Source organism: Xanthomonas maliensis, from assembly GCF_009192945.1.
Lineage (GTDB): Bacteria > Pseudomonadota > Gammaproteobacteria > Xanthomonadales > Xanthomonadaceae > Xanthomonas > Xanthomonas maliensis.
In genome coordinates this window covers 14,129-39,081 of record NZ_NSET01000049.1, presented here as the reverse complement: position 1 = coordinate 39,081, position 24,953 = coordinate 14,129, and the positions used below count along the sequence as shown (strand labels likewise).

23 protein-coding genes and 1 riboswitch are annotated in these 24,953 nt (G+C 66.9%); of the genes, 19 read left to right on the top strand and 4 right to left on the bottom strand.

The annotated features are described in order from the left end of the window. Window positions 1-72 precede the first annotated feature (72 nt). The 6 genes from CKY51_RS15365 (at window position 73) to pncB (ending at window position 7,515) form a co-directional block, all read left to right on the top strand. A complete protein-coding gene (locus CKY51_RS15365; protein WP_022970984.1) occupies window positions 73-912 on the top strand; it encodes a glycosyltransferase family 2 protein in 840 nt (279 codons plus the stop codon). A 128-nt stretch (window positions 913-1,040) separates the two neighbouring features. Beyond that, a complete protein-coding gene (locus CKY51_RS15360) occupies window positions 1,041-2,063 on the top strand; it encodes a hypothetical protein (protein ID WP_031338588.1) in 1,023 nt (340 codons plus the stop codon). A 12-nt stretch (window positions 2,064-2,075) separates the two neighbouring features. Beyond that, window positions 2,076-3,983 (top strand): glycosyltransferase family 2 protein, encoded by a 1,908-nt coding sequence (locus CKY51_RS15355; RefSeq protein ID WP_152249467.1) that lies wholly within the window; start codon window positions 2,076-2,078, stop codon window positions 3,981-3,983. Continuing rightward, window positions 3,931-5,283: a hypothetical protein gene (locus CKY51_RS15350; protein ID WP_022970988.1), complete on the top strand. Its 1,353-nt coding sequence runs from the start codon at window positions 3,931-3,933 to the stop codon at window positions 5,281-5,283. The genes CKY51_RS15355 and CKY51_RS15350 overlap by 53 nt, the downstream gene beginning before the upstream one ends. Then, window positions 5,265-6,233 carry a glycoside hydrolase family 113 gene (locus CKY51_RS15345; protein ID WP_022970989.1) on the top strand — a complete coding sequence of 323 codons (969 nt, stop codon included), beginning with the start codon at window positions 5,265-5,267 and terminating at the stop codon, window positions 6,231-6,233. The genes CKY51_RS15350 and CKY51_RS15345 overlap by 19 nt, the downstream gene beginning before the upstream one ends. A 103-nt stretch (window positions 6,234-6,336) precedes the next feature. After that, entirely contained in the window at window positions 6,337-7,515 is a 1,179-nt protein-coding gene (gene pncB, locus CKY51_RS15340; protein ID WP_022970990.1) for a nicotinate phosphoribosyltransferase, read from the top strand. 183 nt (window positions 7,516-7,698) lie between these two features. Here pncB and CKY51_RS15335 read toward each other — a convergent pair whose 3' ends face one another. Both CKY51_RS15335 and CKY51_RS15330 read right to left on the bottom strand, forming a co-directional pair. After that, complete coding sequence (locus tag CKY51_RS15335; protein WP_152249466.1) at window positions 7,699-9,357, bottom strand: PA domain-containing protein; 1,659 nt, start codon at window positions 9,355-9,357, stop codon at window positions 7,699-7,701. Continuing rightward, entirely contained in the window at window positions 9,350-9,763 is a 414-nt protein-coding gene (locus CKY51_RS15330) for a post-PEP-CTERM-1 domain-containing protein (protein ID WP_022970992.1), read from the bottom strand. The genes CKY51_RS15335 and CKY51_RS15330 overlap by 8 nt, the downstream gene beginning before the upstream one ends. Window positions 9,764-10,171: 408 nt before the next feature. Between CKY51_RS15330 and arsC the strand changes: the two genes are divergently transcribed. Together arsC and def are read left to right on the top strand one after the other, a co-directional pair. Further along, window positions 10,172-10,594: an arsenate reductase (glutaredoxin) gene (gene arsC, locus CKY51_RS15325; RefSeq protein ID WP_022970993.1), complete on the top strand. Its 423-nt coding sequence runs from the start codon at window positions 10,172-10,174 to the stop codon at window positions 10,592-10,594. Window positions 10,595-10,717: 123 nt separating this feature from the next. After that, entirely contained in the window at window positions 10,718-11,233 is a 516-nt protein-coding gene (def, locus tag CKY51_RS15320; protein WP_022970994.1) for a peptide deformylase, read from the top strand. A 204-nt stretch (window positions 11,234-11,437) separates the two neighbouring features. Here def and ettA read toward each other — a convergent pair whose 3' ends face one another. Further along, window positions 11,438-13,099: an energy-dependent translational throttle protein EttA gene (ettA, locus tag CKY51_RS15315; RefSeq protein ID WP_152249465.1), complete on the bottom strand. Its 1,662-nt coding sequence runs from the start codon at window positions 13,097-13,099 to the stop codon at window positions 11,438-11,440. A gap of 220 nt (window positions 13,100-13,319) precedes the next feature. Between ettA and CKY51_RS15310 the strand changes: the two genes are divergently transcribed. From CKY51_RS15310 to ribD, 5 genes are all read left to right on the top strand, one after another. Next, entirely contained in the window at window positions 13,320-13,787 is a 468-nt protein-coding gene (locus tag CKY51_RS15310) for an RcnB family protein (RefSeq protein WP_022970997.1), read from the top strand. 174 nt (window positions 13,788-13,961) lie between these two features. Next, entirely contained in the window at window positions 13,962-15,215 is a 1,254-nt protein-coding gene (glyA, locus tag CKY51_RS15305) for a serine hydroxymethyltransferase (protein WP_022970998.1), read from the top strand. 117 nt (window positions 15,216-15,332) lie between these two features. Then, complete coding sequence (gene nrdR, locus CKY51_RS15300) at window positions 15,333-15,857, top strand: transcriptional regulator NrdR (protein WP_022970999.1); 525 nt, start codon at window positions 15,333-15,335, stop codon at window positions 15,855-15,857. 4 nt (window positions 15,858-15,861) lie between these two features. Then, window positions 15,862-16,332, top strand: coding sequence for a GNAT family N-acetyltransferase (locus tag CKY51_RS15295; protein WP_022971000.1), 471 nt, complete (start codon window positions 15,862-15,864; stop codon window positions 16,330-16,332). Continuing rightward, window positions 16,329-17,429 carry a bifunctional diaminohydroxyphosphoribosylaminopyrimidine deaminase/5-amino-6-(5-phosphoribosylamino)uracil reductase RibD gene (ribD, locus tag CKY51_RS15290; RefSeq protein ID WP_022971001.1) on the top strand — a complete coding sequence of 367 codons (1,101 nt, stop codon included), beginning with the start codon at window positions 16,329-16,331 and terminating at the stop codon, window positions 17,427-17,429. The genes CKY51_RS15295 and ribD overlap by 4 nt, the downstream gene beginning before the upstream one ends. 171 nt (window positions 17,430-17,600) lie before the next feature. On the opposite strand, the gene CKY51_RS15285 is transcribed toward ribD, so the two are convergent. Continuing rightward, window positions 17,601-18,224 (bottom strand): hypothetical protein, encoded by a 624-nt coding sequence (locus CKY51_RS15285; protein WP_022971002.1) that lies wholly within the window; start codon window positions 18,222-18,224, stop codon window positions 17,601-17,603. Window positions 18,225-18,443: 219 nt separating this feature from the next. Continuing rightward, window positions 18,444-18,619, top strand: a riboswitch (FMN riboswitch). A gap of 167 nt (window positions 18,620-18,786) precedes the next feature. On the opposite strand from CKY51_RS15285, the gene CKY51_RS15280 reads away from it, so the two are divergent. The 6 genes from CKY51_RS15280 (at window position 18,787) to CKY51_RS15255 (ending at window position 24,456) form a co-directional block, all read left to right on the top strand. Further along, complete coding sequence (locus CKY51_RS15280; RefSeq protein ID WP_022971003.1) at window positions 18,787-19,389, top strand: riboflavin synthase; 603 nt, start codon at window positions 18,787-18,789, stop codon at window positions 19,387-19,389. Next, complete coding sequence (gene ribB / locus CKY51_RS15275) at window positions 19,386-20,525, top strand: 3,4-dihydroxy-2-butanone-4-phosphate synthase (protein ID WP_022971004.1); 1,140 nt, start codon at window positions 19,386-19,388, stop codon at window positions 20,523-20,525. The genes CKY51_RS15280 and ribB overlap by 4 nt, the downstream gene beginning before the upstream one ends. A 115-nt stretch (window positions 20,526-20,640) precedes the next feature. Continuing rightward, window positions 20,641-21,105: a 6,7-dimethyl-8-ribityllumazine synthase gene (gene ribH / locus CKY51_RS15270; RefSeq protein WP_022971005.1), complete on the top strand. Its 465-nt coding sequence runs from the start codon at window positions 20,641-20,643 to the stop codon at window positions 21,103-21,105. Beyond that, window positions 21,102-21,578 (top strand): transcription antitermination factor NusB, encoded by a 477-nt coding sequence (gene nusB / locus CKY51_RS15265; protein ID WP_022971006.1) that lies wholly within the window; start codon window positions 21,102-21,104, stop codon window positions 21,576-21,578. The genes ribH and nusB overlap by 4 nt, the downstream gene beginning before the upstream one ends. 106 nt (window positions 21,579-21,684) lie before the next feature. After that, complete coding sequence (thiL, locus tag CKY51_RS15260) at window positions 21,685-22,659, top strand: thiamine-phosphate kinase (RefSeq protein ID WP_022971007.1); 975 nt, start codon at window positions 21,685-21,687, stop codon at window positions 22,657-22,659. Between the two features lie 216 nt (window positions 22,660-22,875). Continuing rightward, window positions 22,876-24,456 carry a CocE/NonD family hydrolase gene (locus tag CKY51_RS15255; protein ID WP_022971008.1) on the top strand — a complete coding sequence of 527 codons (1,581 nt, stop codon included), beginning with the start codon at window positions 22,876-22,878 and terminating at the stop codon, window positions 24,454-24,456. Window positions 24,457-24,953: the final 497 nt, after the last annotated feature.

Here is a 24,953-nt window from a genome sequence, read left to right as displayed (position 1 = left end):
CGTCGCCCGCCGCCACGTCGGCGGCGCGCAGCATGATGGCGTTGTCCGGCGTGCGCGCCGGATAATGATCGGATGACCTCCGTCCAGATCGCCGCCGTCGTCGTCACCTATCAGAGCAGCAGCACGATCGATGCCTGCCTGTCGCGCCTGCGGACCGCGCACGGGGTCAGCGAGATCCGCGTGGTCGACAATGCCTCCAGCGACGACACGCTCGACGTGGTACAGCGCCATGCCCTGGCCGATCCGCGTCTGCAGTTCATCGCCAATCCCGACAATCCCGGCTTTGCCACTGCCTGCAATCAGGGCGCGCGTGCCAGTCAGGCGCCGTGGCTGGTGTTCATCAATCCCGATCTGTTGGTCGAGTACGACACCTTGCTGCAGCTGTGTGCGCGTGCGGACGGCTATCCCGCGGTGGTGTTGGGGGTGGAACAGGTGGACGAACACGGGTGCCCGGATCCAGCGGTGCGCCGACGCGACCCGGACTTCGCCGCGATGCTGCGCGCGCCACGGGCCGCGGCCCAGCTGGCGGTCGCCGCCGATCCGCTGCAGTCGCTGCAGCCGGTGGAGGCCTTATCCGGCGCACTGCTGCTGATGCAGCGCAGCCTGTTCGATCGGCTGAATGGCTGGGATGACGGCTATCGCCTGCATGCGGAGGACCTGGACCTCTGCCGCCGCGCCCGCCAGGCAGGCGCCTTGGTGGCCATCGCCAACGATCTGCAGGTGGTGCATGTGCGGGGGGTGTCCAGTCGCGCCCGCCCGTTTTTCGTCGAATGGCACAAGCACCGCGGCCTCTGGCGCTACTTCCGCAAGTTCGAAGCGGAGCAGCGCGGGTGGCTGACGCGCTGTGCGGTGTGGGGGGCCATCTGGGCCCACGCCTTGCTGCAGCTGCCGCGCCTGCTGCGAAGCGCGTGACAGTGTTCACGTCTCAGTGAGTGAACCGTGATGGGTTGGCGCTTGGAGTGTGATAAGTTCCGCGCCGCAGTGTGATTGCTTCCGTTTGCTTTCCTGGCCCTCTCGGGTCCCCCACCAGGAATCCTGCAATGCGTCTAACCCACGTCCCGCGCTCGCGGGTCCAGTCGCGATGTGCTGTTTTTTCGCAGTCCAGTTCGCTTACATCTTGCCGCCGACGCCCTGCTGCGTCCGCCTCCCCTCGTACTGGCGTAGTGCCTCTGGCCTTGCTGTGCGGCGTGATGGCGGGCATGCCCGCCATCGCCCTGGCCGGCGCCTGGACCCAGCCAGACGGCGACACCTTGATGATCGTCAAGGCCCTGCACAGCGACGGTCGCGGCTGGTTCGACGATGGCCACCATCGCGGTACCTTCGGCAACAACGGCCGCAGCCGGCAGGACCAGCTCAATGTCTATCTCGAGCACGGCCTGAGTGACCGGCTCAGCCTGATCGGTAATTTCTATCTGACCCAGGTTGGCTTCAACAACGACTTGGTGCAGGGCGACACCACGCAGCGCGTGCGCCGCACCACCACCGGCCTGGCCGATCAGGAGATCGGGCTGCGCTACGCGCTCGGCAACGGGCAGGACGCGGTCTGGCACGACGCCGTGCAGGCACTGGTGAGCGTGCCGGCCTACGGACGCGACAAGACCTACCATCCTGGCAATCCCAGCCCGGATCCGGCCCTGGGTCTGGGCGACTATGGCCTGGAACTGCGCTATAGCCGTGGTCGTGGCTACAGCCTGGGCGACCGCAACGGCTATGTCGATCTCGGCGCTGCCGTGCGCCTGCGCGGCAGCGCGGCCTCCGACGAGGCCCGGGTGGATGTCTCCACCGGCTTGGGTATCACCTCGCGTTGGCTGCTGCTGGGCGAGCTCAACGTGATCCAGGGCCTGGGCAACGGTCGCAACAATGCCAACGTCATCAGCGACGTGGCCAGCGGCGCCAGCTATGTGGCCACCGGGACCAACTACGACCTCACCAAGCTGCAATTGTCGGCGTTGTACACCGCCGCGGGCGGCAGCCAGTGGCAGCTGGGTTATCAGCAGCCGGTGATGGGGCGCAATACCGGCGCGGCCGGTGGACCCTTCGTCGCCGCCTGGTGGCGCTTTTAGGAACGGACAGCCATGACAGTCACCTGCGAAATGGACGCGCTGGGACGGGCACCGGACATCGGTCGCGAGCGTGGCCTGTTGGGCCGTGCGCTGGTCACCGCCGGCGTCATCAGCGACGAGCAGTTACGTACCGCGTTGGCGCTGCAACAGCGCTGGAATTCGCGGTTGGGCGATGTGATCCTGGCCCAGCGCGGGGTGCCGGCACAGCGCTTCTACGCCACCGTCGCTGCGCACTTCGGCCTGCAGTTCGTCGATCTGGTGCAACAGCCTCCCGATCCGACCCTGTTGGCGTCGACGGATCTGGAGAGCTACGCGCAGCGCCTGCTGCTGCCGTGGCGGCGCGAGGGCGGCGTGCTGGTGCTGGCGGTGGCCGACCCGGATCCGGCGGTGTTCGCCTGGGCGCGTAGTCACTATGGCGAAGACGTGCGCTTCGTCGGCACCGCCAAGTTCGACATCATCTGGAGCCTGCAGCGCTATGCCGACGAGCAGCTCACCGACAATGCCCTGAACCTGTTGGCCACCCATGCTCCCACGCACTCGGCGCGACAAGTGGTCACGCGCGGGCAAGCGTTCACGCTATGGGCGTTGGCAGCGCTGCTGGTGAGCGCGCTGGCCGTCTTCCCGGTCGCCACCTTGATCGCCATCAACGTCATCGTCGCCCTGGGTTTCCTGGCCACCTTCGGCTTGAAGCTGCTGCTGGTGTGGTTCGGTTCGCGCCACCGCATCGACATCAAGGTCACCGAGGCGGACGTGGCCGCCCTGCGCGACGACGACCTGCCGGTCTACACGGTGCTGGTGCCGATGTACAAGGAGCCGGAGGTCCTGCCGATCCTGGCCAATGCCTTGCGCAAACTCGACTACCCGATCAGCAAGCTGGACGTGAAGCTGGTGCTGGAGGCGGACGATCTGGAGACGATCGACGCCGCCAAGAAGCTCGGCCTGGAAGCGTTCTTCGAGATCATCCGGGTTCCGCCTTCGCAACCGAAGACCAAGCCCAAGGCTTGCAACTACGCGCTGCACTTCGCGCGTGGACAATTGCTGACCATCTACGACGCCGAGGACAAGCCCGAGCCGGATCAGCTCAAGCGGGTGGTGGCGGCGTTCCGTAAGGCCGAGCAGGACGTGGTCTGCATCCAGGCGCGCTTGAACTACTACAACGCCAACGAAAACTGGCTGACGCGGATGTTCACGCTGGAGTACACGCTCTGGTTCGACTTCTACCTGCCGGCGTTGGAATACCTGCGCATCCCGATTCCGTTGGGCGGCACCTCCAATCATTTCCGCCTGGACGTCTTGCGGCAGGTGCGCGCCTGGGATCCGTACAACGTCACCGAAGATGCCGACCTCGGCGTGCGGCTGATCCAGAACGGCTACCGCGTCAACGTGGTCAATTCCACCACCTTCGAAGAGGCCAATGTCAGCATCCCCAACTGGATCCGGCAACGCTCGCGCTGGCTCAAGGGCTATATGCAGACCTGGCTGGTGCACATGCGCGACCCGCTGCACCTGTACCGCAGCACCGGGTTCAAGGGCTTCTGGGGATTCCAGTTCTTCATCGGCGGCGGCTTCTTCACTGCGCTCGGCGTGCCGGTGCTGTGGGCCTTGTACGCGGTCTGGATGGCAACCGGCACGTCGGCCTTCGATCGCTTCTTCCCGCCCTGGCTGGCCACCTTGTCGCTGGTCAATCTGCTGCTGGCCAATGCGTTCTTCATCTATATCACCCTGGTCGCTGCATTCAAGCGCGACTACTTCAAGTTGGCGCCTTACGCGCTGACGGTGCCGTTCTATTGGTTGCTGCAATCGATCGCGGCCTACAAGGGCCTGTGGCAGTTGATCCGCAATCCGTTCTACTGGGAGAAGACCACGCATGGCATCAGCAAGCACATGGAAGAAGAGCGCCGCGCCGCGCTCGAAGACTGAGCCCGCGCTGGCGCAGCGCCACAGCGGGCTGCCGGCATTCCTGCTGGCGCTCGTCGCGCTGTCGCTGCTCAGCCAGCCGTTGCTGGCGCCATCGCTCGCCACGCCGGTGGCGAGCGCGGCGCCGGTGACCGGATTGCCAGCCGGCGGCCTGTTGTCGTGGGCGGTGGAGTGGGTGATGCAGCGATGGGCCGCGCCGGTACCGGTGTGGCCGCTGATCGCCGTTGCCGCCAATGCGATGTTCCTGTCGCTGCTCTGGCGCGACTTGGCCGGCGTGTTCGGTCGCGGCTGGGCCAGCGGCTTGACGCTGTTGGTCGGCTGCAATCCGCTGTTCCTGCTGCCGATCGCCGCCGGTGGTAGCCAGTCGGTCGGCCTGCTGGCGTTCTATGGGCTGTGTCGCACCCTGCGTCGTCTGCAGGTGCCGGTGGAGGCGTTCACCTACTTGCGCATCGCCGGCTGGCTATGCGTGCTGCTGTGCCTGGATGTCCAGACGTTGGCGCTGTCGACGATGATCGCGCCCTGGCTGCTGCTGGTGATGCCGCCGCAGATGCTGCGCAAGGCGCCGGGTTCGTTCTATCTGGTGTGCTACCTGCCGGTGGTGTTCCTGTTCGGCATCTGGGCCTACGTCAATCTGACCGTCTTCAATGCGCCGTGGCCGACACTGGCGAGCCTGGCCGAGGGCAGCCATCCGCTACCGCTGCCGTTGGCGGCGCAGGGCAGTGACTGGGCACCGGCCCTGCGTTGGGCGGTGGCGGCATTGGCCGGTTTCCCGTTGTTGCTGTTGGTCGCGCGCTGCCGCAGCGGCGTGCTGGCGCGCGGTGTGCTCGCCAGTGTCGGCACGGTGGTCAGTGCGGCCGCGGTGTCGTTCGTGTTCGGTTGGGCGGGCTTCGATGCGCTGGTGTTGTTGTGGGTGCCGGCGGCGCTGCTGCTGCGGGCGTTGCTGCCGGATCAGCGCGTGCAGGCGGCCGGCCTGCTGGCGCTCGGCCTGCTGGGCGCGGCCTGGGTGCAGCCGCAGGGTTGGGGCACGGGCTGGCGATCGATGCCGCTCGAGGAGCAGGCGCTGTCGCAGACCGTTGACGCCCGCGCGGACGTGCAACCAGCGGCGCCTGGCGAGGCTGCGTCCGTCGCCGACAGCCGGTTGCCCAGCGCACTGCCAGTGGTCGCCGCCGATGCAGTCCAAACCATGGCGGTCGGTGCAGCGTCACCCAGCGTCGGCACGGCGGGCGCGTCGCTGGCGCACTGCGTTCAGGCGTCGACGCTGACGGCCGCTCAGGGATCGCAGGCATGTCCGGACGTGCGCTAATCGTCCTGCTGTTGCTCGGGGCCTGCCTGATGGCCAATGGCTGCCGTGCCGCCGCGCCGACCTGGATGGGGGCCAATGTCAAGGTCTCGGCCGACGCGCCCTGGGGCAGCGCCGCGGCGGCGCGCTCGTTACAGGACTTGGCCGACAGCGGGGCCAGTCGGGCGTTGCTGGTGGCCTTCGTCTGGCAGGCAACCCCGCAGTCCAACGATCCAGTGCTGGGCAGCGACAGCCGCGTGGAAGACATGCGTGCGGCCTTGCAGCAGGCGCGCGCGGCCGGCCTGCAGCCGGTCTTGAAGGTGCATCTGTGGATTCCCGGCCATTGGGCCGGCGACGCCGCGCCCAGCGATCAGGCGGCCTGGTTCGCTGCGTACCAGCGTGCGCTGCTGTCGCTGGCCCAGGTCGCGCAGCAGCAGCAGGCGCAGGCGTTGGTGGTCGGCACCGAATTGCGCCAGCTGCAAAGCGCCCCGCAATGGCCGGCATTGGTGGCAGCGGTGCGCGCTGTCTACCACGGCCCGCTGCTGTATGTGGCCGACGGCATGGAGCATGCCGAAACATTTCCCTATTGGTCGCTGTTCGATGCGGTGGGGACCAGCCTGTATCCCCGCCTGTCCGATGCGCGCGATACCCGCAGCGCCGAAATGACCGCCGCCGCGCAACGATTGCAGCAGTTGGGCCAGCGCGTGGGCAAGCCGGTCTGGGTGGCCGAGTTGGGTCTGCGCTCGGCGCGCGGCAGCCTGGCCGCACCCTGGGAGAGCCCGGAGCAGCGCGCGGCACAGGTCGATACCGGCCTGCAGTTGCAGGTCCTGCGGCAATGGCGGCAGGTGTTGCAGGCCCATGGCATGGCCGGGATCGCCCTGTGGTGCTGGTATACCGATCCCAAGGCCGGTGGCAGCGAGGACAGCGACTTCACCGTGCAGGGCAAGCCGGCGCAGCAGGTGCTGGCTCGCTGAGGACTGCCGGCCGCAGCAACGGCGGCGCTGCGGCGCCGTGGCCGACACCGCTTGCCGGCGCGCACTCACGGTGCATCCGACGCCGCGGGCATAATCGGTCGGCATGATCATCCATTCCTTGCTCGACACCGATCTGTACAAATTCACCATGATGCAGGCGGTGCTGCATCAGCATCCCGCCGCGCAGGTCGAATACCGCTTCAAGTGCCGCACGCCCGGAGTGGATCTGGCGCAATTCCTCGATGAGATCTCGCACGAGATCGATGCGCTGTGCCGGCTGCGGTTGCGCGAGGATGAAGTCGACTATCTGCGCAGCCTGCGCTTCATCAAGCCGGATTTCGCCGACTTCCTGGCGTTGTTCCACCTGGATCGCAAGTATTTGCAGCTATCGGCCTCGACGGTCGCCGCCGGCGAGATCGAGTTGCGCATCCAGGGGCCGTGGCTGCACACCATCCTGTTCGAGGTGCCGCTGCTGGCGATCATCAACGAGGTCTGGTTCCGCAATACCTCGGCGCCGGATTTCGAGGAAGGCCGCAGTCGCCTGGCCGAGAAGATCCAGCACCTGCGCGGCATGCCGGCGGCCTGCAGCATCGCCGACTACGGCACGCGCCGACGCTACTCGCGGCAGTGGCATGGCGAGTTGCTGCCGCTGCTGCGCAGCGGTCTGGGCGAGCAGTTCGTCGGCACCAGCAATGTCTACTTCGCCAAGCACCTCGGACTGACTCCGCTGGGCACCATGGCCCACGAGTATCTGCAGGCTTTCCAGGCATTGGGGCCGCGGCTGCGTGATTCGCAGGTCGCCGCACTGGAATCGTGGGCGCGCGAGTATCGCGGCGATCTCGGCATTGCCTTGTCGGACGTGGTCGGACTGGAGGCCTTCCTGCGCGATTTCGACCTGTACTTCTGCAAGCTGTTCGATGGCATGCGCCACGATTCGGGCGACCCGTTCCATTGGGGCGAGCGGGTGATCGCGCATCTGCAGGCGCACCGGATCGATCCGCGCAGCAAGGTCTTGGTGTTCAGCGATGGATTGAACATCGACAAGGTCATGCGCCTGTACGCGCATTTCCACACCCGATGCCGGCTGGCATTTGGCGTCGGCACCAGTCTGACCAACGACCTGGGGCCGACGCCGCTGCAGATCGTCATCAAGATGGTCCGCTGCAATGGCCAGCCGGTTGCCAAGCTCAGCGATTCGCCGGGCAAGAGCATGTGCGAGGACGAGGGCTACCTGCGTTATCTGCGCGACGTGTTCGGTCTGCCGCCTGCCGCGCAGGCGTGATCCTCGGTGCCGCTGCGTCGCACATGGCAGGCGTTGCGAAGCAGGGCGGGGGATGTCGCGAGCCGACCGGCACTGACATGACGCGCCTGTCCGCCGTCGGCATGTCAGCGGCGGATGGCGGACCCAAAGAAAACGGCGCCATGACGGCGCCGTTCGCTCATGGCCCAGTGCGTGGGCCAGACCTTATGGCCGCACCTTGGTCGCACACAGGAACACCGAAGCCTGTTGCAGCCGGCTGATGGCACCCTGCGATTCCAGCGCGCTGATATGGTCGTTCATGCAGGTGAGATAGCCCAGTCGGTTGCCCGGATTCTGGGTCTTGCACAGATTGCTCTCGGCCGAGACATTGGCGCCGGGAATCAATCCGCCGGTTTCCAGCGTCGGTACCAGCGTGCTGCAGCTGCCGAGCTTGGCCAGCCCGCGGTTGAGGGTCCAGCCGATATCGGCAAACAGCGCCGGGGTCAGGTCGACATTGAGCTGGGCCTGCACTTCGGGCGTATCGAACGGCTCCATCAGCGCATTGGGCTGCAGATCGGTGTCGAAGTGCGAGAACGTCGAGCCACCGGCGACCACGGTGGGCGCGTACAGGCGCGTGCGGCCTTGGCCATCGGTGCCCTGCAGCAGCTCCGGATCCTCGTACAGCGCAGCGACCACGGCAGTGCTGCTCTTCAACCGCGCGCCATCGGCCTGCGAGACCATCACGGCCGGAATGGTGATGTCGGTGATCGGCGGTGCGGCATTGCCCATCGTCTGCACGCCACCGGTGTTGTTGGCGATGATCACGCCGACAGCGCCGTTGAGCTGGGCGTTCTTGGCCTTGACCGCAAAGGCGCAGGTGCCGCGATCGATCAGCGCGACCTTGCCGGCCACGGCGGCTGCGTTGACGAACGGCGTCTCGCAGCCATCGCTGGCAGAAGCCGCAGCGACGCCGTCGTCGACGAGCACGATTGTTTTTGCCGGGAAGTTCGCCGGCGTGGCCGGCGGGCCGAAATCGGCAAAGCCGACCTCGAACTTGCCGGCGGCGCTGGCCGGAGCGGTGACCCGCAGCAGCGTGCGCGGATCCAGGATCAGGGCGGCCTCGCGATTGACCCGACTGCCGGCCCAGACCGTGCGGCCAGGCGTGCGCATCGCTTCGGCGCGCAATGCATCGGTCATGCTGGGGTCGTCGAAGCGCTTGTTCTGCACGTTGTCGAACGCTTGCGAGGTGTAGACGTCGGTGAGGTTACTGCCCAGTCCCAACTGGCCGGTGGTCTTGTTGAGGAATCCTGCCGCACCCAGACCGTGGCCGATCTCGTGCATGACCACATTGAGGAAGTTGATCTGTCCCTGCGGCGTCTTGCCGTCCAGGCCCAGATACCAACCCGAACCGGACAGGCAATCCGGCTTGCCGAGATCGCCATTGAACTGCGAGAACACGTCGGCCGGATCGTTCGGATCGGGCACCAGGTCCTGGCCGGCGATCGCGTCGCCCAGCGCCGAGGGGTACAGCGTATTGGGCTTGGCGCCGGGGAAGTCGTTGACGATCCAGTTCGGTCCGGCCTGGCCCAGCGTGCCGCCGGTGGCAGTGCAGGAGAGCCGGGCGAACGAGGCGTAGACCTTGATCTCGACATTGCTTTGCAGCACCGCGCCCCACAGGTCCATCGCGTATTGGTAGGCGATACGGCGTTGCTCGCCGACGCTGCGGCCGGGATTGCCGCCCAGTGGCGCCACCGGGGTCGCGTCGTTGAGGCCGACGGTGGTGCCGGCGTCGCCGTTGATCAGGGTGAGATTGGCAGCCGACGCGTGCAGTGGCGCCAAGGCGGCGGCCACGCCCAGGGACAGCAGCAACAGGGACTTATTCATGCGGCAGCGCTCCGTGCTCGGTGTGGGCAGATCCGGTCTCGTCCTCGTGCTCGATGACCAGGCCGCCATCGGCCTGGCGGGTCGCCGTCAGTGAGCTCATCTGGCTGAGCGGCATCTTGCGGGCGACGGTGCCATTGGGCAGGCGGCGCTCGCTGGCGCGGGCGGCGGCCTCGGTCTGCGGAAGCGCCGGGCGGTTGGCGCTGCGTGCGGCCGAACCCGCCGGGGCGGCCGCCTGCTGATCGAGGGCGGCGCTTTCGGCGGCGGTGAGGGGACGCAGTTTGCCGGTCACCGGATCGATGCCGACCTTGGAGGCGGTGGTCGTTTCCTGCGCCGCGGCCACGGCTGGCAGGCAGGCAAGGCACAACAGGCCGGATAGCGCCCATCCGGGCGTGCGAAGGCTCTTCATCACTGGGTTTCCTTGAGTCCTACAGGGGAAAAACGCCGAGGTAGCCGGCGTATCGGGGGATCCTTCCAACGCAATCTAGACATGACTGAAACATGAATATGTGCAATTCGTCAATTTTTTGACATGACGCTGTGCATGAAGCGAAGTCGAGGCCCGCACGAAGAATTGATGTGCTTGCATTTCACGTGATTTCGAAATTCGGCCTGAGCCGACCTTCTGGAGCCCCAACGCCCGTACCCGCTGCGCAATGCCGCACGCCCGTGCCCGCTCTGGCTGGCGCTATTGCCCGGTAGCCTGCCCGCGGTCGGGAAGCGTGCATGGAGCGAGCAGAACGCCGGCGCATGGTGGCAGCGCGGCGGTCTACCATGCCCGCCTTGCCGCAGGTCGCGGCTGCCTCCGAGTCCACCCATGCATGCCGTCATCCTGCATAACCCCGCCTGCGGCACCTCCCGCAATACCCTGGCGTTGATTCGCCATGTCGGCATCGAGCCGCAGATCATTCCTTACCTGGAGCAGCCGCCGACGCCCGCAGAACTGCAGGCATGGATCGTCGATGCGGGACTGTCGGTCCGTGCGGCGATTCGGCAGAAGGAAGCGCTTTATCGCGAACTGGCGCTGGACGACGCCGCGCGCACGGAGGCCGACCTGCTCGCGGCCATGCTCGCCCATCCGATCCTGATCAACCGGCCGTTCGTGCGTACGCCGTTGGGTACCCGGCTATGCCGCCCCTCCGAACGGGTGCTGGACCTGCTGCCACCGGCCACCAGCGGCTTCGTCAAGGAAGATGGCGAACCGGTGCTGGATGCGCAGGGGCGTCGTCTGCAGGGCTGATCGCCTGCGCAGTTGTCGCGCAAGCCTTGGCGGGACGGTGGTTTGGTGCACGCCCTTTTTCGTGGTGTTTACCAGCGGGCGGCGAGCCGGTCTAAGATCGACGTTCGAGCTCAGGAGGGTGTCATGCTTCGCGAGATTATTCGGATGGGCGACAAGCGCTTGCTGCGTGTTGCCCCACCGGTCACCAACCTCGGCAGCGCCGAATTGCAGGCGCTGGTGAGCGACATGTTCGAGACCATGGACGCGGCCAATGGCGTCGGCCTGGCCGCGCCGCAGATCGCGGTGGATCTGCAGCTGATGGTGTTCGGCTTCGACGCCAGCCCCCGCTATCCGGAGGCGCCGCCGGTGCCGCGCACGGCGCTGGCCAACGTGGAAATCACGCCATTGTCGGACGAGATTGCGCACGGCTGGGAAGGCTGTCTATCGATTCCCGGCCTGCGTGCGGTGATTCCGCGTCATCGCCACATCCGCTATCGCGGCCTGGCGCCAGACGGCACGGTGATCGAACGCGAGGCCGAGGGCTTTCATGCGCGTGTGGTCCAGCACGAATACGACCACTTGATCGGCCGGCTCTACCCCTCGCGGATCGAAAACTTCGCCACCTTCGGCTTCGAGGACGTGCTGTCCTACGACTTGTAGTGGTGGCCGCGGCAGGATCGCTTGGCGTTTGCGTGCGCTTCTGCGGCGGGCGACATCGGTGTGCGAACAGGCAGGGCGTCATCGATCGATGTCTGCGCCGCTGGAGCAATCGCCGCTACGTCGTCCGGGTCGTCAGCAACGTCCAGAACGACCACGGCCCGCGCGAGGCGGGCCGTGGTCGTTGCAGCACTGCCGTACGCGCGCTTACTTCAATGCCTTGAAGCGCAGGCGCTTGGGACCGGCGTCATCGCCCAGGCGGCGCTTCTTGTCCTCTTCGTACTCGCGGTAGTTGCCCTGGAAGAACTCCACGTGCGAATCGCCTTCGAAGGCGAGGATGTGGGTGGCGATGCGGTCCAGGAACCAGCGATCGTGCGAGATCACGAAGGTGTTGCCGGGGAACTCCAGCAGCGCATCTTCCAGTGCGCGCAGGGTTTCGATGTCCAGGTCGTTGGACGGTTCGTCCAGCAGCAGCACATTGCCTCCCTGCAGCAGGGTCTTGGCCATATGCAGGCGGCCGCGTTCACCGCCGGACAGCGAACCGACCATCTTTTGCTGGTCCTGGCCCTTGAAGTTGAAGCGGCCGATGTAGGCGCGCGACTGGATTTCGATACCGTTAATGTTGAGGATGTCCAGGCCGCCAGCGATTTCCTGGAAGACGTTGTGGTTGCCTTCCAGCTTGTCGCGGCTCTGGTCCACGTAGGACAGCTGCACGGTCGGACCGACCACGATCTCGCCCGAATCCGGCTTTTCCTGCCCGGTGATCATCTTGAACAGGGTCGACTTACCGGCGCCGTTGGGACCGATGATGCCGACGATGGCGCCGGGCGGGATGATCATCGACAGGTTGTCGATCAACAGGCGATCGCCGAACTTCTTCGAGACGTTCTTGAATTCCATCACCGAGTTGCCCAGGCGCTCGCCCGGCGGGATGAAGATCTCGTTGGTCTCGTTGCGCTTCTGGTAGTCCACCGATTGCAGTTCGTCCAGGCGCGACAGACGTGCCTTGCCCTTGGAACGACCGCCCTTGGCGTTTTGCCGGGCCCACTCCAGCTCCTTCTGGATGGCCTTCTGGCGCGCCTTTTCCTGGTTCTCTTCCTGCTTCAGGCGCTCGTCCTTCTGCATCAGCCATTCGGTGTAGTTGCCCTTCCACGGAATGCCGCGGCCGCGATCCAGTTCCAGGATCCACTCGGCGGCGTTGTCGAGGAAGTAGCGATCGTGGGTCACCGCCACCACGGTGCCGGTGTAGCGGGCCAGGAACTGTTCCAGCCACTCCACCGACTCGGCGTCCAGGTGGTTGGTCGGTTCGTCGAGCAACAGCATGTCCGGCTTCTGCAGCAGCAGGCGGCACAGCGCCACACGGCGCTTTTCGCCGCCGGACAGCTTGCCGACCACCGCGTCCCACGGCGGCAGGCGCAGCGCATCGGCGGCCACGTCCAACTGTTGTTCCAGGGTGTTGGCATCGCCAGCGGCCAGGATGGCTTCAAGGCGCTCCTGTTCTTTGGCCAGCGCGTCGAAGTCGGCGCCTTCCTCGGCGTAGGCGGCATACACGCGGTCCAGCGCGGCCTGTGCCTGCAACACGTCGCCGACGCCTTCCTCGACCGCCTCGCGCACGGTGTGGTTGGGGTCGAGCTGCGGTTCCTGCGCCAGGTAGCCGACCTTGATGCCCGGTTGCGGGCGTGCCTCGCCCTCGAAATCGGTATCCACGCCGGCCATGATCTTCAGGACGGTGGACTTGCCCGCGCCGTTCAGGCCGAGCAGGCCGATCTTGGCGCCGGGGAAGAACGACAGCGAGATGTCCTTGATGATCTGCCGCTTCGGCGGGACCACCTTGCTGACGCGGTTCATGGTGTAGATGTATTGCGACATGGGGTCTCCGGACGCAGGCAGCCCGCCGGCCAAGGCCGGGGGCGGCGGAAAAGGGATGTCGGCAGTATACCGACAAGCGCTGTCGGCCGCCGACGCGTTCTGCGGCTAAACGCCGGCTTACCCGCCACCTGAATGGGGATTTTCGCAAACGATTCCAGCAGGAAAGCGTTAAGGCCGTCCGCCACTTAATGCAATTGCGACATCGCCAACAGGAGCGCTCATGAACCGCAATCGCCTCGTTTCCGCAGTACTGACTTCCGTTCTGGCGCTGGGCGCGTTCGCACCGGCCGCGTTCGCCGACGACTGGGAGCGCGACCGCCGCGGGCCTGGGCACCACGGCGACCATCGCCGTGAGTGGCGCCATGATCGCCACGTCGAGCGCCGCGAATGGCGTCGCGACCGTCACATCTACAGCAACGGCTACCGCGAGGGTTATCGCGACGCCTACCGTCGCGACCGCTATTACCAGCCCAGCGGCTACGGCTATTACCGGCCAGCCCCGCCGCCGCGTCCTTACTGGGCACGCGGCCAGCGGTATCACGGCCCGGTTTACGTGATCAACGACTACGACCGCTACCACCTGCGGCGTCCGCCGTACGGGTATCGCTGGCAGCGCGACGACCGCGGCAACCTGCTGTTGGTCGCCATTGCGACGGGCATCATCGCCGACCTGGTGCTCAACAATTGAGGATAGGCCTGTACCTGCGCGGCCAGGCGTGGCCGGCGGAGCGGTCACGGCGACAGGGCGTGCTTCGGTGCGCCCTGTCGCATTGTGGCGGGCCTGCGCCGCGCCATTGGTCAGCCCCCGGCCCGGGGGCTTACAATCGGCGGCCCTACACGCCATGGCTGCCCCGGAGTTCCGATGTTCTCGCGCGACGTCCGACTGGAAACCTACGACCCTCAACTGGCCAAGGCCATCGCCGACGAAGCCGGACGGCAGGAGGACCACGTCGAGCTGATCGCCAGCGAGAATTACTGCAGCCCGCTGGTCATGGACGTGCAGGGCAGCCAGCTGACCAACAAGTACGCCGAAGGCTATCCGGGCAAGCGCTACTACGGTGGCTGCGAATTCGTCGATATCGCCGAGCAGTTGGCGATCGATCGTCTCAAGCAGCTGTTCGACGCCGACTACGCCAACGTGCAGCCGCATAGCGGCTCGCAGGCCAATCAGGCGGTGTACCTGGCGCTGTTGAAGCCCGGCGATACCATCCTGGGCATGTCGCTGGCCCATGGCGGCCACCTCACCCATGGCGCCAAGGTCAACGCCTCCGGCAAGCTGTTCAACGCCGTGCAGTACGGCGTCAACGACCAGGGTCTGATCGATTACGACGAAGTCGAGCGCCTGGCGGTCGAACACCAGCCCAAGATGGTGGTGGCAGGCTTTTCGGCGTATTCGCAGATCGTCGATTGGGCGCGGTTCCGCGCCATCGCCGACAAGGTCGGTGCCTATCTGTTCGTGGACATGGCCCATATCGCCGGCCTGGTCGCCGCCGGTGTGTATCCGACCCCGCTGCCGCACGCGCACGTGGTCACCTCGACCACCCACAAGACCCTGCGCGGCCCGCGCGGCGGCATCATCCTGGCGAAGGGTGCCGACGAGGAGCTGGCCAAGAAGCTGCAGTCGATCGTGTTCCCGGGCATCCAGGGTGGTCCGTTGATGCACGTCATCGCCGCCAAGGCGGTGGCCTTCAAGGAAGCGCTGGAGCCCGAGTTCAAGGCCTACCAGCAGCAGGTGGTGAAGAATGCACAGGCCATGGCCAAGACGCTGATCGCGCGTGGCTACAAGATTGTTTCCGGCGGTACCGAGAACCACCTGATGCTGGTGGACATGATCGGGCGCGAGGTCTCCGGCAAGGATGCGGAGGCGGCGTTGGGCAAGGCGCACATCACCGTCAACAAGAACTCGGTACCCAACGACCCGCGCTCGCCGTTCGTGACCTCGGGCCTGCGCCTGGGCACCCCGGCCATCACCACCCGTGGCTACCAGGAACAGGATTGCGTGGACCTGGCCAATTGGATCGCCGATGTGCTGGATGCACCGTCCGATGCGGCGGTATTGGCGAAGGTGCGCGACGCGGTCACCGCGCAGTGCCGCACGTATCCGGTGTATGGCTGAGATGTCGGGACTCGGGCCTCGGGATCCGGGACCCGCGAGAGCGGGGATTCCGGCCGATGCACGTCCAGCGTCGCCGCTGGCGTTCTGTGTGCTTTTTGCCGGGTCCCGGCTCTACTGATGCACTGCCCGTTCTGCCAGCACAACGACACTCGCGTGATCGATTCGCGCGTCTCCGAAGACGGCACCACGATCCGTCGTCGGCGCGAGTGCGAGGCCTGCGGCGAGCGCTTCAGCACCTTGGAAACGATCGAACTCAAGCTGCCGACCGTGGTCAAGAGCGATGGCGGGCGCGAGGCGTTCGATGCCCGCAAGCTGCGCACCAGTTTCGATCGCGCCTTGCAGAAGCGGCCGGTGGCCGAAGAACAGATCGAAGCGGCGGTGCGCTCGGTGGTGCATCAACTGCGCATGTCCGGCGAACGCGAGGTCGGTTCGCTGCGGGTGGGCGAATATGTGATGGCCGAGCTGCGCAAGCTCGACCATGTCGGCTATGTGCGCTTCGCATCGGTGTACCGCAGTTTTCAGGACGTGGCCGATTTCCGCGAGGAGATCGAAAAGCTCGAACGCGAGCTGCCGGTCGGTAGCGAGCAGTTGCCGCTGCTGGAGGCAGCGCTGGAGCGCGCCGGCAAGCCCGGCAAGCGCTGAGCGCATGCGCATCGCCCACCTGGCCGAGGCGAGCGAATACCTGCCGGCGATCGCGCGCGCCCATCGTCGCGCGTTTGGCGGCCTGGCGCCGGAGTGGTCGCAGCAGGCCGCCATCGCTGAACTCCACGCCCACACGCTCGACGACCGATTGCCGTCCACCTGGGTCGCACTTGCGTCCTCGCAGTGGCTGGGATCGGTGAGTCTGCTCGACGCCGACGAGGCTGTGCCATCGGCACCGCGGCTGGCGTCGTTGTACGTGCGGCCACAGGCACGCGGGCGGGGTATCGGTGCCGGCCTGGTCGCGCACTGCGTGCAAGTGGCTGCGTGCGAGGGCCTGCGCCTGCTGCATCTGTATTGTCTTCCTGCCCTGCAGCCGTTTTACCAGCGGCTGGGTTGGCACACCCAGACCACCCTACTGCTGGGGCCGATGCCGGTGGTGGTGATGGCGATCGCGCCAGGAGCGCGCAACGCATGAACGCAACCGCTGACGATCATCGATGGATGGCGCAGGCCTTGCGCCTGGCCGAACTTGGCGCCTACACCACACGACCCAATCCGATGGTCGGCTGCGTGATCGTGCACGATGGCGTGTGCGTGGGCGACGGCTATCACCAACGCGCCGGCGGTCCGCACGCAGAGGTGTTTGCGCTGCGCGCCGCCGGTGAGCGCGCACGCGGCGCCACGGCCTACGTCACCCTGGAACCCTGCGCGCACTATGGCCGCACGCCTCCCTGCGCGTTGGCGTTGATCGAGGCCGGCGTACGCCGGGTGGTGGCTGCGATGGCCGACCCGTTCCCGCAGGTCAACGGCGGTGGTTTCGCATTGCTGCGCGAAGCCGGCATCGACGTTCTTAGCGGCGTGATGGAAGCGCAGGCGCGCACGCTCAATCAAGGCTTCCTGTCACGGGTGCAGCGTGGCCGGCCGTGGGTGCGGGTGAAGCTGGGCGCGAGCCTGGATGGCCGTACGGCCCTGGCCAGTGGCGAGTCGAAATGGATCACTGGACCGGCTGCGCGGGCCGACGTGCAGCACTGGCGTGCACGCGCCAGCGCCATCCTGACCGGTGCGGGAACCGTGCTGGCCGACGATCCGTCGATGACGGTGCGCCTGGACGAGGATACTCCGGTGCAGCCGCCGCTGCGGGTGGTGCTCGACGCCGGGTTGCGCACGCTGGCGCGCGGCAATATCCGTGCGGGCGACGCGCCCACGTTGTACCTGCACGACGATGCGCTGATGCCGCCGGCGCACGACGATGCGGAGTTTATCGGCGTGCCGTTGCAGGACGGACGCTTTGCGCTGCCGACGGTGTTGCAGTTGCTGGCCGAGCGCGGCATCAACGAGCTGCACGTGGAAGCGGGGGCGACACTGAGCGGCGCATTGCTGCAGGCCGGACTGGTCGACGAACTGCTGGTCTACCTGGCGCCGGTGCTGTTGGGCGACACCGCCAGGCCGTTGCTGGCCGGGCTTGGCATCGAGACGATGGCGCAGCGTTATCCGCTGCAACTGGTGGAGACGCGGCAGTTAGAGCAGGACCTGCGATTGCGCTACATGCCGGTCGCCTCCGTCGCGCGGTAGCCGCGGCGTGCGTGCGCGCCCGGCTGCTGGGTCGCAACGCCGTCGTCGTGCAAGCGTGTCGCGCACAATGGCCTGCCGTGGCGCAAGCGTTTGTTGCACGACAGCCATCCACGTGCAAAACGCAGAAGGCCCCGCATTGCGGGGCCTTCTGGATCACGCCAGACGTCGCGATTAGAAGCTGGCGCGGACGCCGACGCGGTACTGGTTGGCGTTGTCGATCAACTGCACTTCGCCGACCAGACCCCAGGTGTGGGTGAAGTTCACCTGGCCGCCCAGCGTGCCGACGAACTCGCCCTTGTCCACGTCATTGCCGTCGATGTAGCCGGCCTTGACCCAGGCTTCGGTGCGCGGCGAGGGCTTGCCACGCAGGCCCAGGTTGGCCCAGCCCAGGGTGGTGGAGTCGGAGCTGCTGCCCAGCGAGCGACCGCGCTGGCGCAGATCGGCGTCGACCTTGGTACGCAGCACGCTGAGGTCGGCGATGAACTCGACGCGCTCGGTCATTTCCTGGCGGTAGCCGATGCCGAGGTTGGTCTGCGTCAGGGTGCCGTCGATCGTGAAACCGCTGCCGAGGTTGTAGTCCTTGGTGGCGCGCTGGTAGCCAGCGAAGACGTAGATCGGCTGGGCGATCTGCCAGGAACCGCGCAGGTAGCCGCCGTTGATGCCCTCGTTGTCGTCATTGACGTTGAAGTCGGTCCGGTTCCAGCCGCCTTCAACGTAGCTGTAGCTCAGGCCTTCGGCCGATGCGGCAAACGGTGCGGCAGCCAGCAGGGCAGCCAGAATCAGGGTGTTACGCATTGGTGGTCTCTCTCTCGATTAGATGTCCATGTCCCCGCCCCATTGCAGGGCGGAAAGGCGACGTCTCCCCGTCGCGTTCGCTAGCTTAACATTATCTTCACAATGCTGGCTGTGGGGAGTTTCCCGACATGACGCAGCATTCCATCCATCGCCTCGCTCCGGGCCGGAGGGGCGCGATGGTGTCCTGTAGACTGCCTACGCCGGTTTGCCGGCAACCACGAACGTCTTCAGGGCGGGGTGCGATTCCCCACCGGCGGTAGGCCTGCGCAAGCGGGCGAGCCCGCGAGCGCTTGCGCATGTTCCGGCCTGGCTGTTGCTGCCGGCGCGTGTGCAAGGTCAGCAGATCCGGTGCGATGCCGGAGCCGACGGTATAGTCCGGATGAAAGAAGACGGCCCCTGCGCAGCCCTTGCGGCTGCGCGCGTGCCTGTTTGCCTTGTGGCGTTTTTCGCTTCCTTATTGCGAGAAACGACGAATGTCCAACCTGTTCCAAACGCCGCGTCGCACGCCGGCTTCTCCCTCTTGCTTGGGCCATCGCGGCATCCGCCCAGCGGAGGTGCGCTGATGTTCACCGGCATCATCGAGGGCGTGGGCCGCCTGCTCGCCCGCCAGCCGCAAGGCGGCGATATCCGCTTTACCTTTGCCGTCGGCAGCCTGCCGTTCGCGCAGGTCCAGTTGGGGGAGAGCATCGCGGTCAATGGCGTCTGCCTGACCGTGATCGCGTTCGACGCCGATCGTTTTCAGGCCGATGCCTCCACCGAGACGCTGGCCTTGACCACGCTGGGTCAGCTGCCGGAAGGCGCGCTGCTCAACCTGGAGCGCGCCATGCGCCCGACCGATCGCCTCGGTGGGCACCTGGTCAGCGGTCATGTCGATGGCCTGGGCCAGGTCGAGGCGGTGCATGAGGATGCGCGTGCGCAACGTTGGCGTTTCCGTGCGCCGGCCGCGGTGCTGCGCTACGTGGCCAAGAAGGGGTCGATCTGCGTGGATGGCGTCAGCCTGACCGTCAATGCCGTGGACGCAGACGGTTTCGAGGTCGCGTTGATTCCGCATACCGTGGCCCACACTGCGTTTGCGCAGACTGCGGTCGGTGCGGCAGTGAACCTGGAGATCGACCTGGTCGCACGCTATGTCGAACGCCTGCTCGGCGCGCGAGGTGAGGCATGAAGTTTGCCCCGATCCCCGAACTGCTGGAGGAAGTGCGCGCCGGCCGCATGGTGGTCATCGTCGACGACGAGGATCGCGAGAACGAGGGCGATCTCATCATGGCCGCCGAGCTGGTCAAGCCGTCGGACATCAATTTCATGGTCACCCATGCGCGCGGACTGGTGTGCCTGTCGCTGACCCGCGAGCGTTGCACGCAGCTCGGGTTGGCACCAATGGTGCGCAACAACACCGCGCAGTTCCAGACCAACTTCACTGTCAGCATCGAGGCGGCCGAGGGCGTGACCACCGGCATTTCCGCCTACGACCGTGCGCATACCGTGCGGACTGCGGTGCGGCCAGATGCCAAGCCGCAGGATCTCAGTCAGCCGGGCCACATCTTTCCGCTGATCGCCCAGCCCGGCGGCGTGCTGACCCGCGCCGGCCACACCGAGGCGGCCAGCGATCTGCCGATGCTGGCCGGGCTGGAGCCAGCCGGCGTGCTGGTGGAGGTGCTCAATCCGGACGGCAGCATGGCGCGGCGGCCGCAATTGGAGGTGTTCGCGCGCGAACATGGCTTGAAGATCGGCTCGATCGCCGATCTGATCGCCTATCGCCTGGCCAACGAGCACACCGTCGAGCGCGTGGACGCACGCGCCATCGACACCGAGTTCGGCCCGTTCGAGCTGGTCACCTACCGCGACCGTATCGCCCATGACCTGCACTTCGCACTGGTGCGTGGCCAGCCCGATCCGGTCACGCCAACGTTGGTACGCGTGCAGGTGGAGAACCCGCTGGCCGATCTGCTGCACTGGCAGCGCGAGGATTTTGGTGTGGCGGCCACCGATGCGCTGCGCGCGATCGCCGCCGAAGGGCAGGGCGTGATGGTGGTGCTGTCGGCTCCACGCGACAGCGAGGCGCTGTTGGCCCGGCTGCGTCAGCAGCCGGAACTGGCTGCCAACGCCAAGGACGTCAGCCAGTGGCGGCGCAACGGCGCCGGCGCGCAGATCCTGGCCGAGCTCGGTCTGGGCAAGTTGCGCGTGCTGGGAACGCCGCGTCGCCAGGTCGGCCTGGCCGGCTTCGGCCTGGAAGTGGTGGAATTCCTGGAATGCCATCCGGGCCAGGGCGCGCGCGCCGTGGCGCCGGTGACCTCGCCCTAGTCCTCGCTGGGTCGCGGCCGGGGTCTGTCTCACGGACCCGGCCGCGCCATCCCAGCCGGCCAGGATGGCCCCCGGCTGCTGTTAAACTTGCTGCCCCCTCGCGTTGTCGATCCACATGACCCACTACGAAGGCGATCTCCGCCCCACCACCGCGCGCTTTGCCATCGTTGCCAGCCGCTGGAATGCCCGCATCACCGATGTGCTGGTCGCCGGCGCGCGCCAGAGCCTGGCCGGCAACGGCATCGCCGAGGACGCCATCGACGTGGTCCGCGTGCCGGGCGCCTGGGAAATCCCGATGGCTGCCAACCGCGTGGCCCAGGGGGGACAGCACGCCGCCGTCATCGCGCTGGGTTGCGTGATCCGTGGCGATACCCGTCACTACGAACACGTCGCCGACCTCTGCGCCGAGGGCCTGATGAGCGTGCAGTTGCAGACCGGCGTGCCGGTGCTCAACGGCGTGCTGGCGGTGGAGCGGGTGGAAGACGCCGAAGCGCGCGCGGGCGGTAGCCATGGCAACAAGGGCGAGGAATGCGCCCTGGCGGCGCTGGAAATGGTCAACCTGATGGAGCTGCTGCCATGAACAAGCCCAGCGGTTCGCACCGTCATGGCCGCCGCGATGGCATCGATCCGGTGTTGCGTTCGCGCGCGCGCCGACGTGCGCTGCAGGCGGTGTATGCCTGGCAGATCTCCGGCGGTTTCGCCAAGCAGGTGATCGCCCAGTTCGCCCACGAGCAGGCGCACGAAGTTGCCGACCTGGCCTATTTCGAGAATCTGGTCGAAGGCGTCCTGGCCCATCGCGGCGAACTGGATACCGCGCTGACGCCGTATCTGGACCGTGGCGTGGAAGACGTCGACGCGATCGAGCGCGCAGTGCTGCGCCTGGCCGCCTACGAACTGCTGTACCGGCAGGACGTGCCGTACCGCGTGGTGATCAACGAAGCGATCGAAACCGCCAAGCGCTTCGGCTCCGAACATGGCCACACCTACGTCAACGGCGTGCTGGATCGCGCCGCGGTGGAATGGCGCAAGCTCGAGTCGGGCAGCGGCGCCTGAGCGCTGCGGGATTCGGCAGCGGGACCCGCGGTCGGCCGAGTCGCCCGTTCCTGCAGAAGCGCCGTGACGCATCCGGACTCACCCGTTCCCTGTTTCGGCCCTGCCAATGCCCGAATTTGATCTGATTGCCCGTCTGCGCGCCCGCATCGCCGCGCGCGCCGACGTGCCGTTGGGGATCGGCGACGATGCGGCGCTGCTGCAGCCGTCGGATGGCGAGCAATTGGCCATCACCGCCGACACGCTCAATGTCGGCGTGCATTTCCCACAGGAAACGCCGGCCGAAGACCTGGGCTGGAAGGTGTTGGCGGTCAATCTGTCCGACCTGGCCGCCATGGGCGCACAGCCGCGCTGGTGCACGCTGTCGCTGTCGCTGCCGCAGGACGACGCCGGCTGGGTGGATGCCTTTGCCGATGGCTTTTTCGCCCTGGCCGATGCGCATGACATCGCCCTGGTCGGGGGGGATACCACCCGCGGCCCGCTGTCCTGCGCCCTCACCGCAATCGGCAGCGTGCCGCCGGGACTGGCGTTACGCCGGGACGGTGCCCGGCCCGGCGACGATGTCTGGGTGACGGGGACGCCGGGCGAGGCCGCCGCAGCACTGGCGCTGTGGCAGGCCGGTCGCCTGGACGTCAGTCGCCCGGCGACCCTGCCGTTGCTGGAACACTGGCGCGCCCGTTTGCTGCGTCCGCAGCCGCGGGTGGCGGCAGGCCTGCGCCTGCGTGGCATCGCCCACGCGTGCGTGGATATCTCCGACGGCGTGCTGGCCGACCTCGGTCATCTGTGCGAGCGCAGTGGGGTGGGCGCCGCGCTGTCGCTGCAGGCGCTGCCGCCGATGGCGCATGGCGAGCTCGCCAGCCCGCAGCAGGTGCGCGACTGGCAACTGGGCGGTGGTGACGACTACGAGCTGTGCTTCACCGCGCCAGCGACGCAGCGGCAGGCAGTGCTGCAGGCCTTGCAAGGCACCGAGGTCGCGGCCACGCGCATCGGCCGCATCGTCGCTGCGCCCGGCGTCGTGGTCCTGGATGCCGCTGGCAGTCCCTGGCAGCCAGCGCAACGCGGCTACCAGCACTTCGTCGGCTGACGCCACGGCATCGCTTCGACGTAAGGCAGACGCTGGGCCCAGTGCAGGGTGTAACCGCGAGACCTGAGCCGACTCTGACGCATGCAAGCGGACGCGACTTGAATCCGTACCGTACCGTTTGGTACGTTGGCGCTGACGTCTCCCCCGACGACCGCTGGATGCCGCTGTAACTGCCGCTGGGTCATCCCGGTCCAGCCTTCGCGTGGAGTGAGCAGAATGAGCAAGCGTTGGTTCGCAGGTATCGCCTCCCTGGCGTTGCTGCTGTCCTCGGCCTCGGCAATGGCCGGGGCCTACCGTCAGAGTTACGAGCGCATTCCCGGCTGGGATGGCACCCAACTGGGCGCGCTGGTGCTGGTCCCGCAGGGGCAGGGCAATGGGCCGTTTCCGTTGATCGTGATGCCGGCCAGCTGGTCGCTGTCGAACCTGGAATATCTCGGCCGCGCCACCGAGCTGGCCAGCGATGGCTATGTCGTCGTCAGCTACACCGCGCGTGGCTTCTGGGATTCGGCCGGGCAGATCGATATCGCCGGGCCGGATACGGTCGAGGACGTCAGCGCGGTGATCGATTGGGCATTGGCCAAGACGCCGGCTGATCCCAATGCGATCGGCGCATCGGGTATCTCCTACGGAGCGGGCATCAGCCTGTTGGCGGCCGAGCGCGACCCGCGCATCAAGGCAGTGGCCGCGCTCAGCGGCTGGGCCGATCTGCAGGCGTCGCTCTACGCCAACCGCACCGTCAGCCAGCAAGGCGTCGGCTTGCTGGTCGGCGCCGGTGCGCTCACCGGGCGGCCGGGACCGGACCTGGCGCAGATCGGTGCGCGGGTGGCCCGCGGCGACTACGACGGCGCGGTGCAGGGCTTTCTGCCCAACGCGGCCTCGCGCAGTCCAGCCACCGACGTGGCTGCGCTCAATGCGCGCGGTACCGCTGTCTTGCTAGGCAATGCGTTCAACGATGGCTTGTTCCCGCCCAACCAGGCCATTGCCTTCTTCAACCAACTGCAAGGTCCCAAGCAACTGCTGCTCAGCCAGGGCGACCACGCCACCGCCGAGCTGCCTGGCGCGCTCGGCCTGCCCAATGAGATCTACACCGCGACCACGCGCTGGTTCGACCGCTATCTGAAGCAGCAGCGCAACGGCGTGGACAGCGAGGCCCCGGTGCGGTTGTCGCCAGGTGCCGGGCAATGGATCGGTTATCCCGATTGGGCAGCAGTGCAGCAGGGCAGCACGCGCCTGGGCCTGTCCGCACCGAGCGGTGTGCTCAGCCCGACTGGTGGTCTGCTGGGTACCACCGCCACCGGTTGGCAGTCGCGCATCGCGACCGCTGTGCCGACGCTGGCCGACTCGGGCGTGGTATTGGTCAGCGGCCTGTTGCAAGGCATTGGGGTGCCGGTGACCACCTCGATCCCGCTAGTGAACCGCGCCGGCGCTGCAGTCTGGGTCGGGGCGCCGTCGAGCAGCGCGCGACGCCTTGCGGGGAGTCCTTCGTTGCGGGTGACGGTGGTGCCCAGTCAGTCCAATGTCAGCCTGTTCGCGTATCTGTATCGGATGGATGCATTGGGCGTGGCGCAACTGATCACCCATGCGCCGTATTCGTTGCGCGACACCACGCCTGGCAAGCCGGTGACGCTGACGTGGCCATTGCAGGCCGCCGCAGCCGACATTCCTGCCGGGCAGCGGCTGGTGCTGGTGATCGACACCCGCGATGCGCGCTATAGCAGCATCAGCGACGGCGGCGGCACGGTGACGTTGACATCGCCGGTTGCCATGCCTTCGGTGCTGGACGTGCCGCTGCGGTAAGCGGCTGGCGTCCGCACGCGCATCGATCGGCGCGATCTGCGTCCTGGGTCGAACCGGCTGCAGGGCGCGGACGCGCGCCTCTCGCGGGATCCTGGCGGCAGGGCGGCCGCCTAGGTCGAGCGGAAGCGGCGTCGTGCAAACGGTGAGCAGCACCGGCGCGACGGCCCGTCTGGGGCGTTGGCACGTGAGTCCTCTCAAGCCGGGGGCGTGTACATGACGCGCGCTTGAAGGTCTCCGCAGTGACGGCGCTGGCTGCATGAACGCAGCGTGGGTCGCCGCGCGATGTTTATGCGGACTTTACGCGGCGCCGCCAGCAGGTCGATAGCGACTTTACGCAACGCAGGAAGACACTGCGCGCACTGGCGGAGGGGTTCCGCCGTGGACCATTCCGATGCATCACCTGATCTGCCTGCCCCATCGGCGCCCTGCGCACGGTGCGGCAACGCGTTGCGCACAGGCCACGGCCACGGTGCCGGTGCGCTCGCTCATCCCGGCGC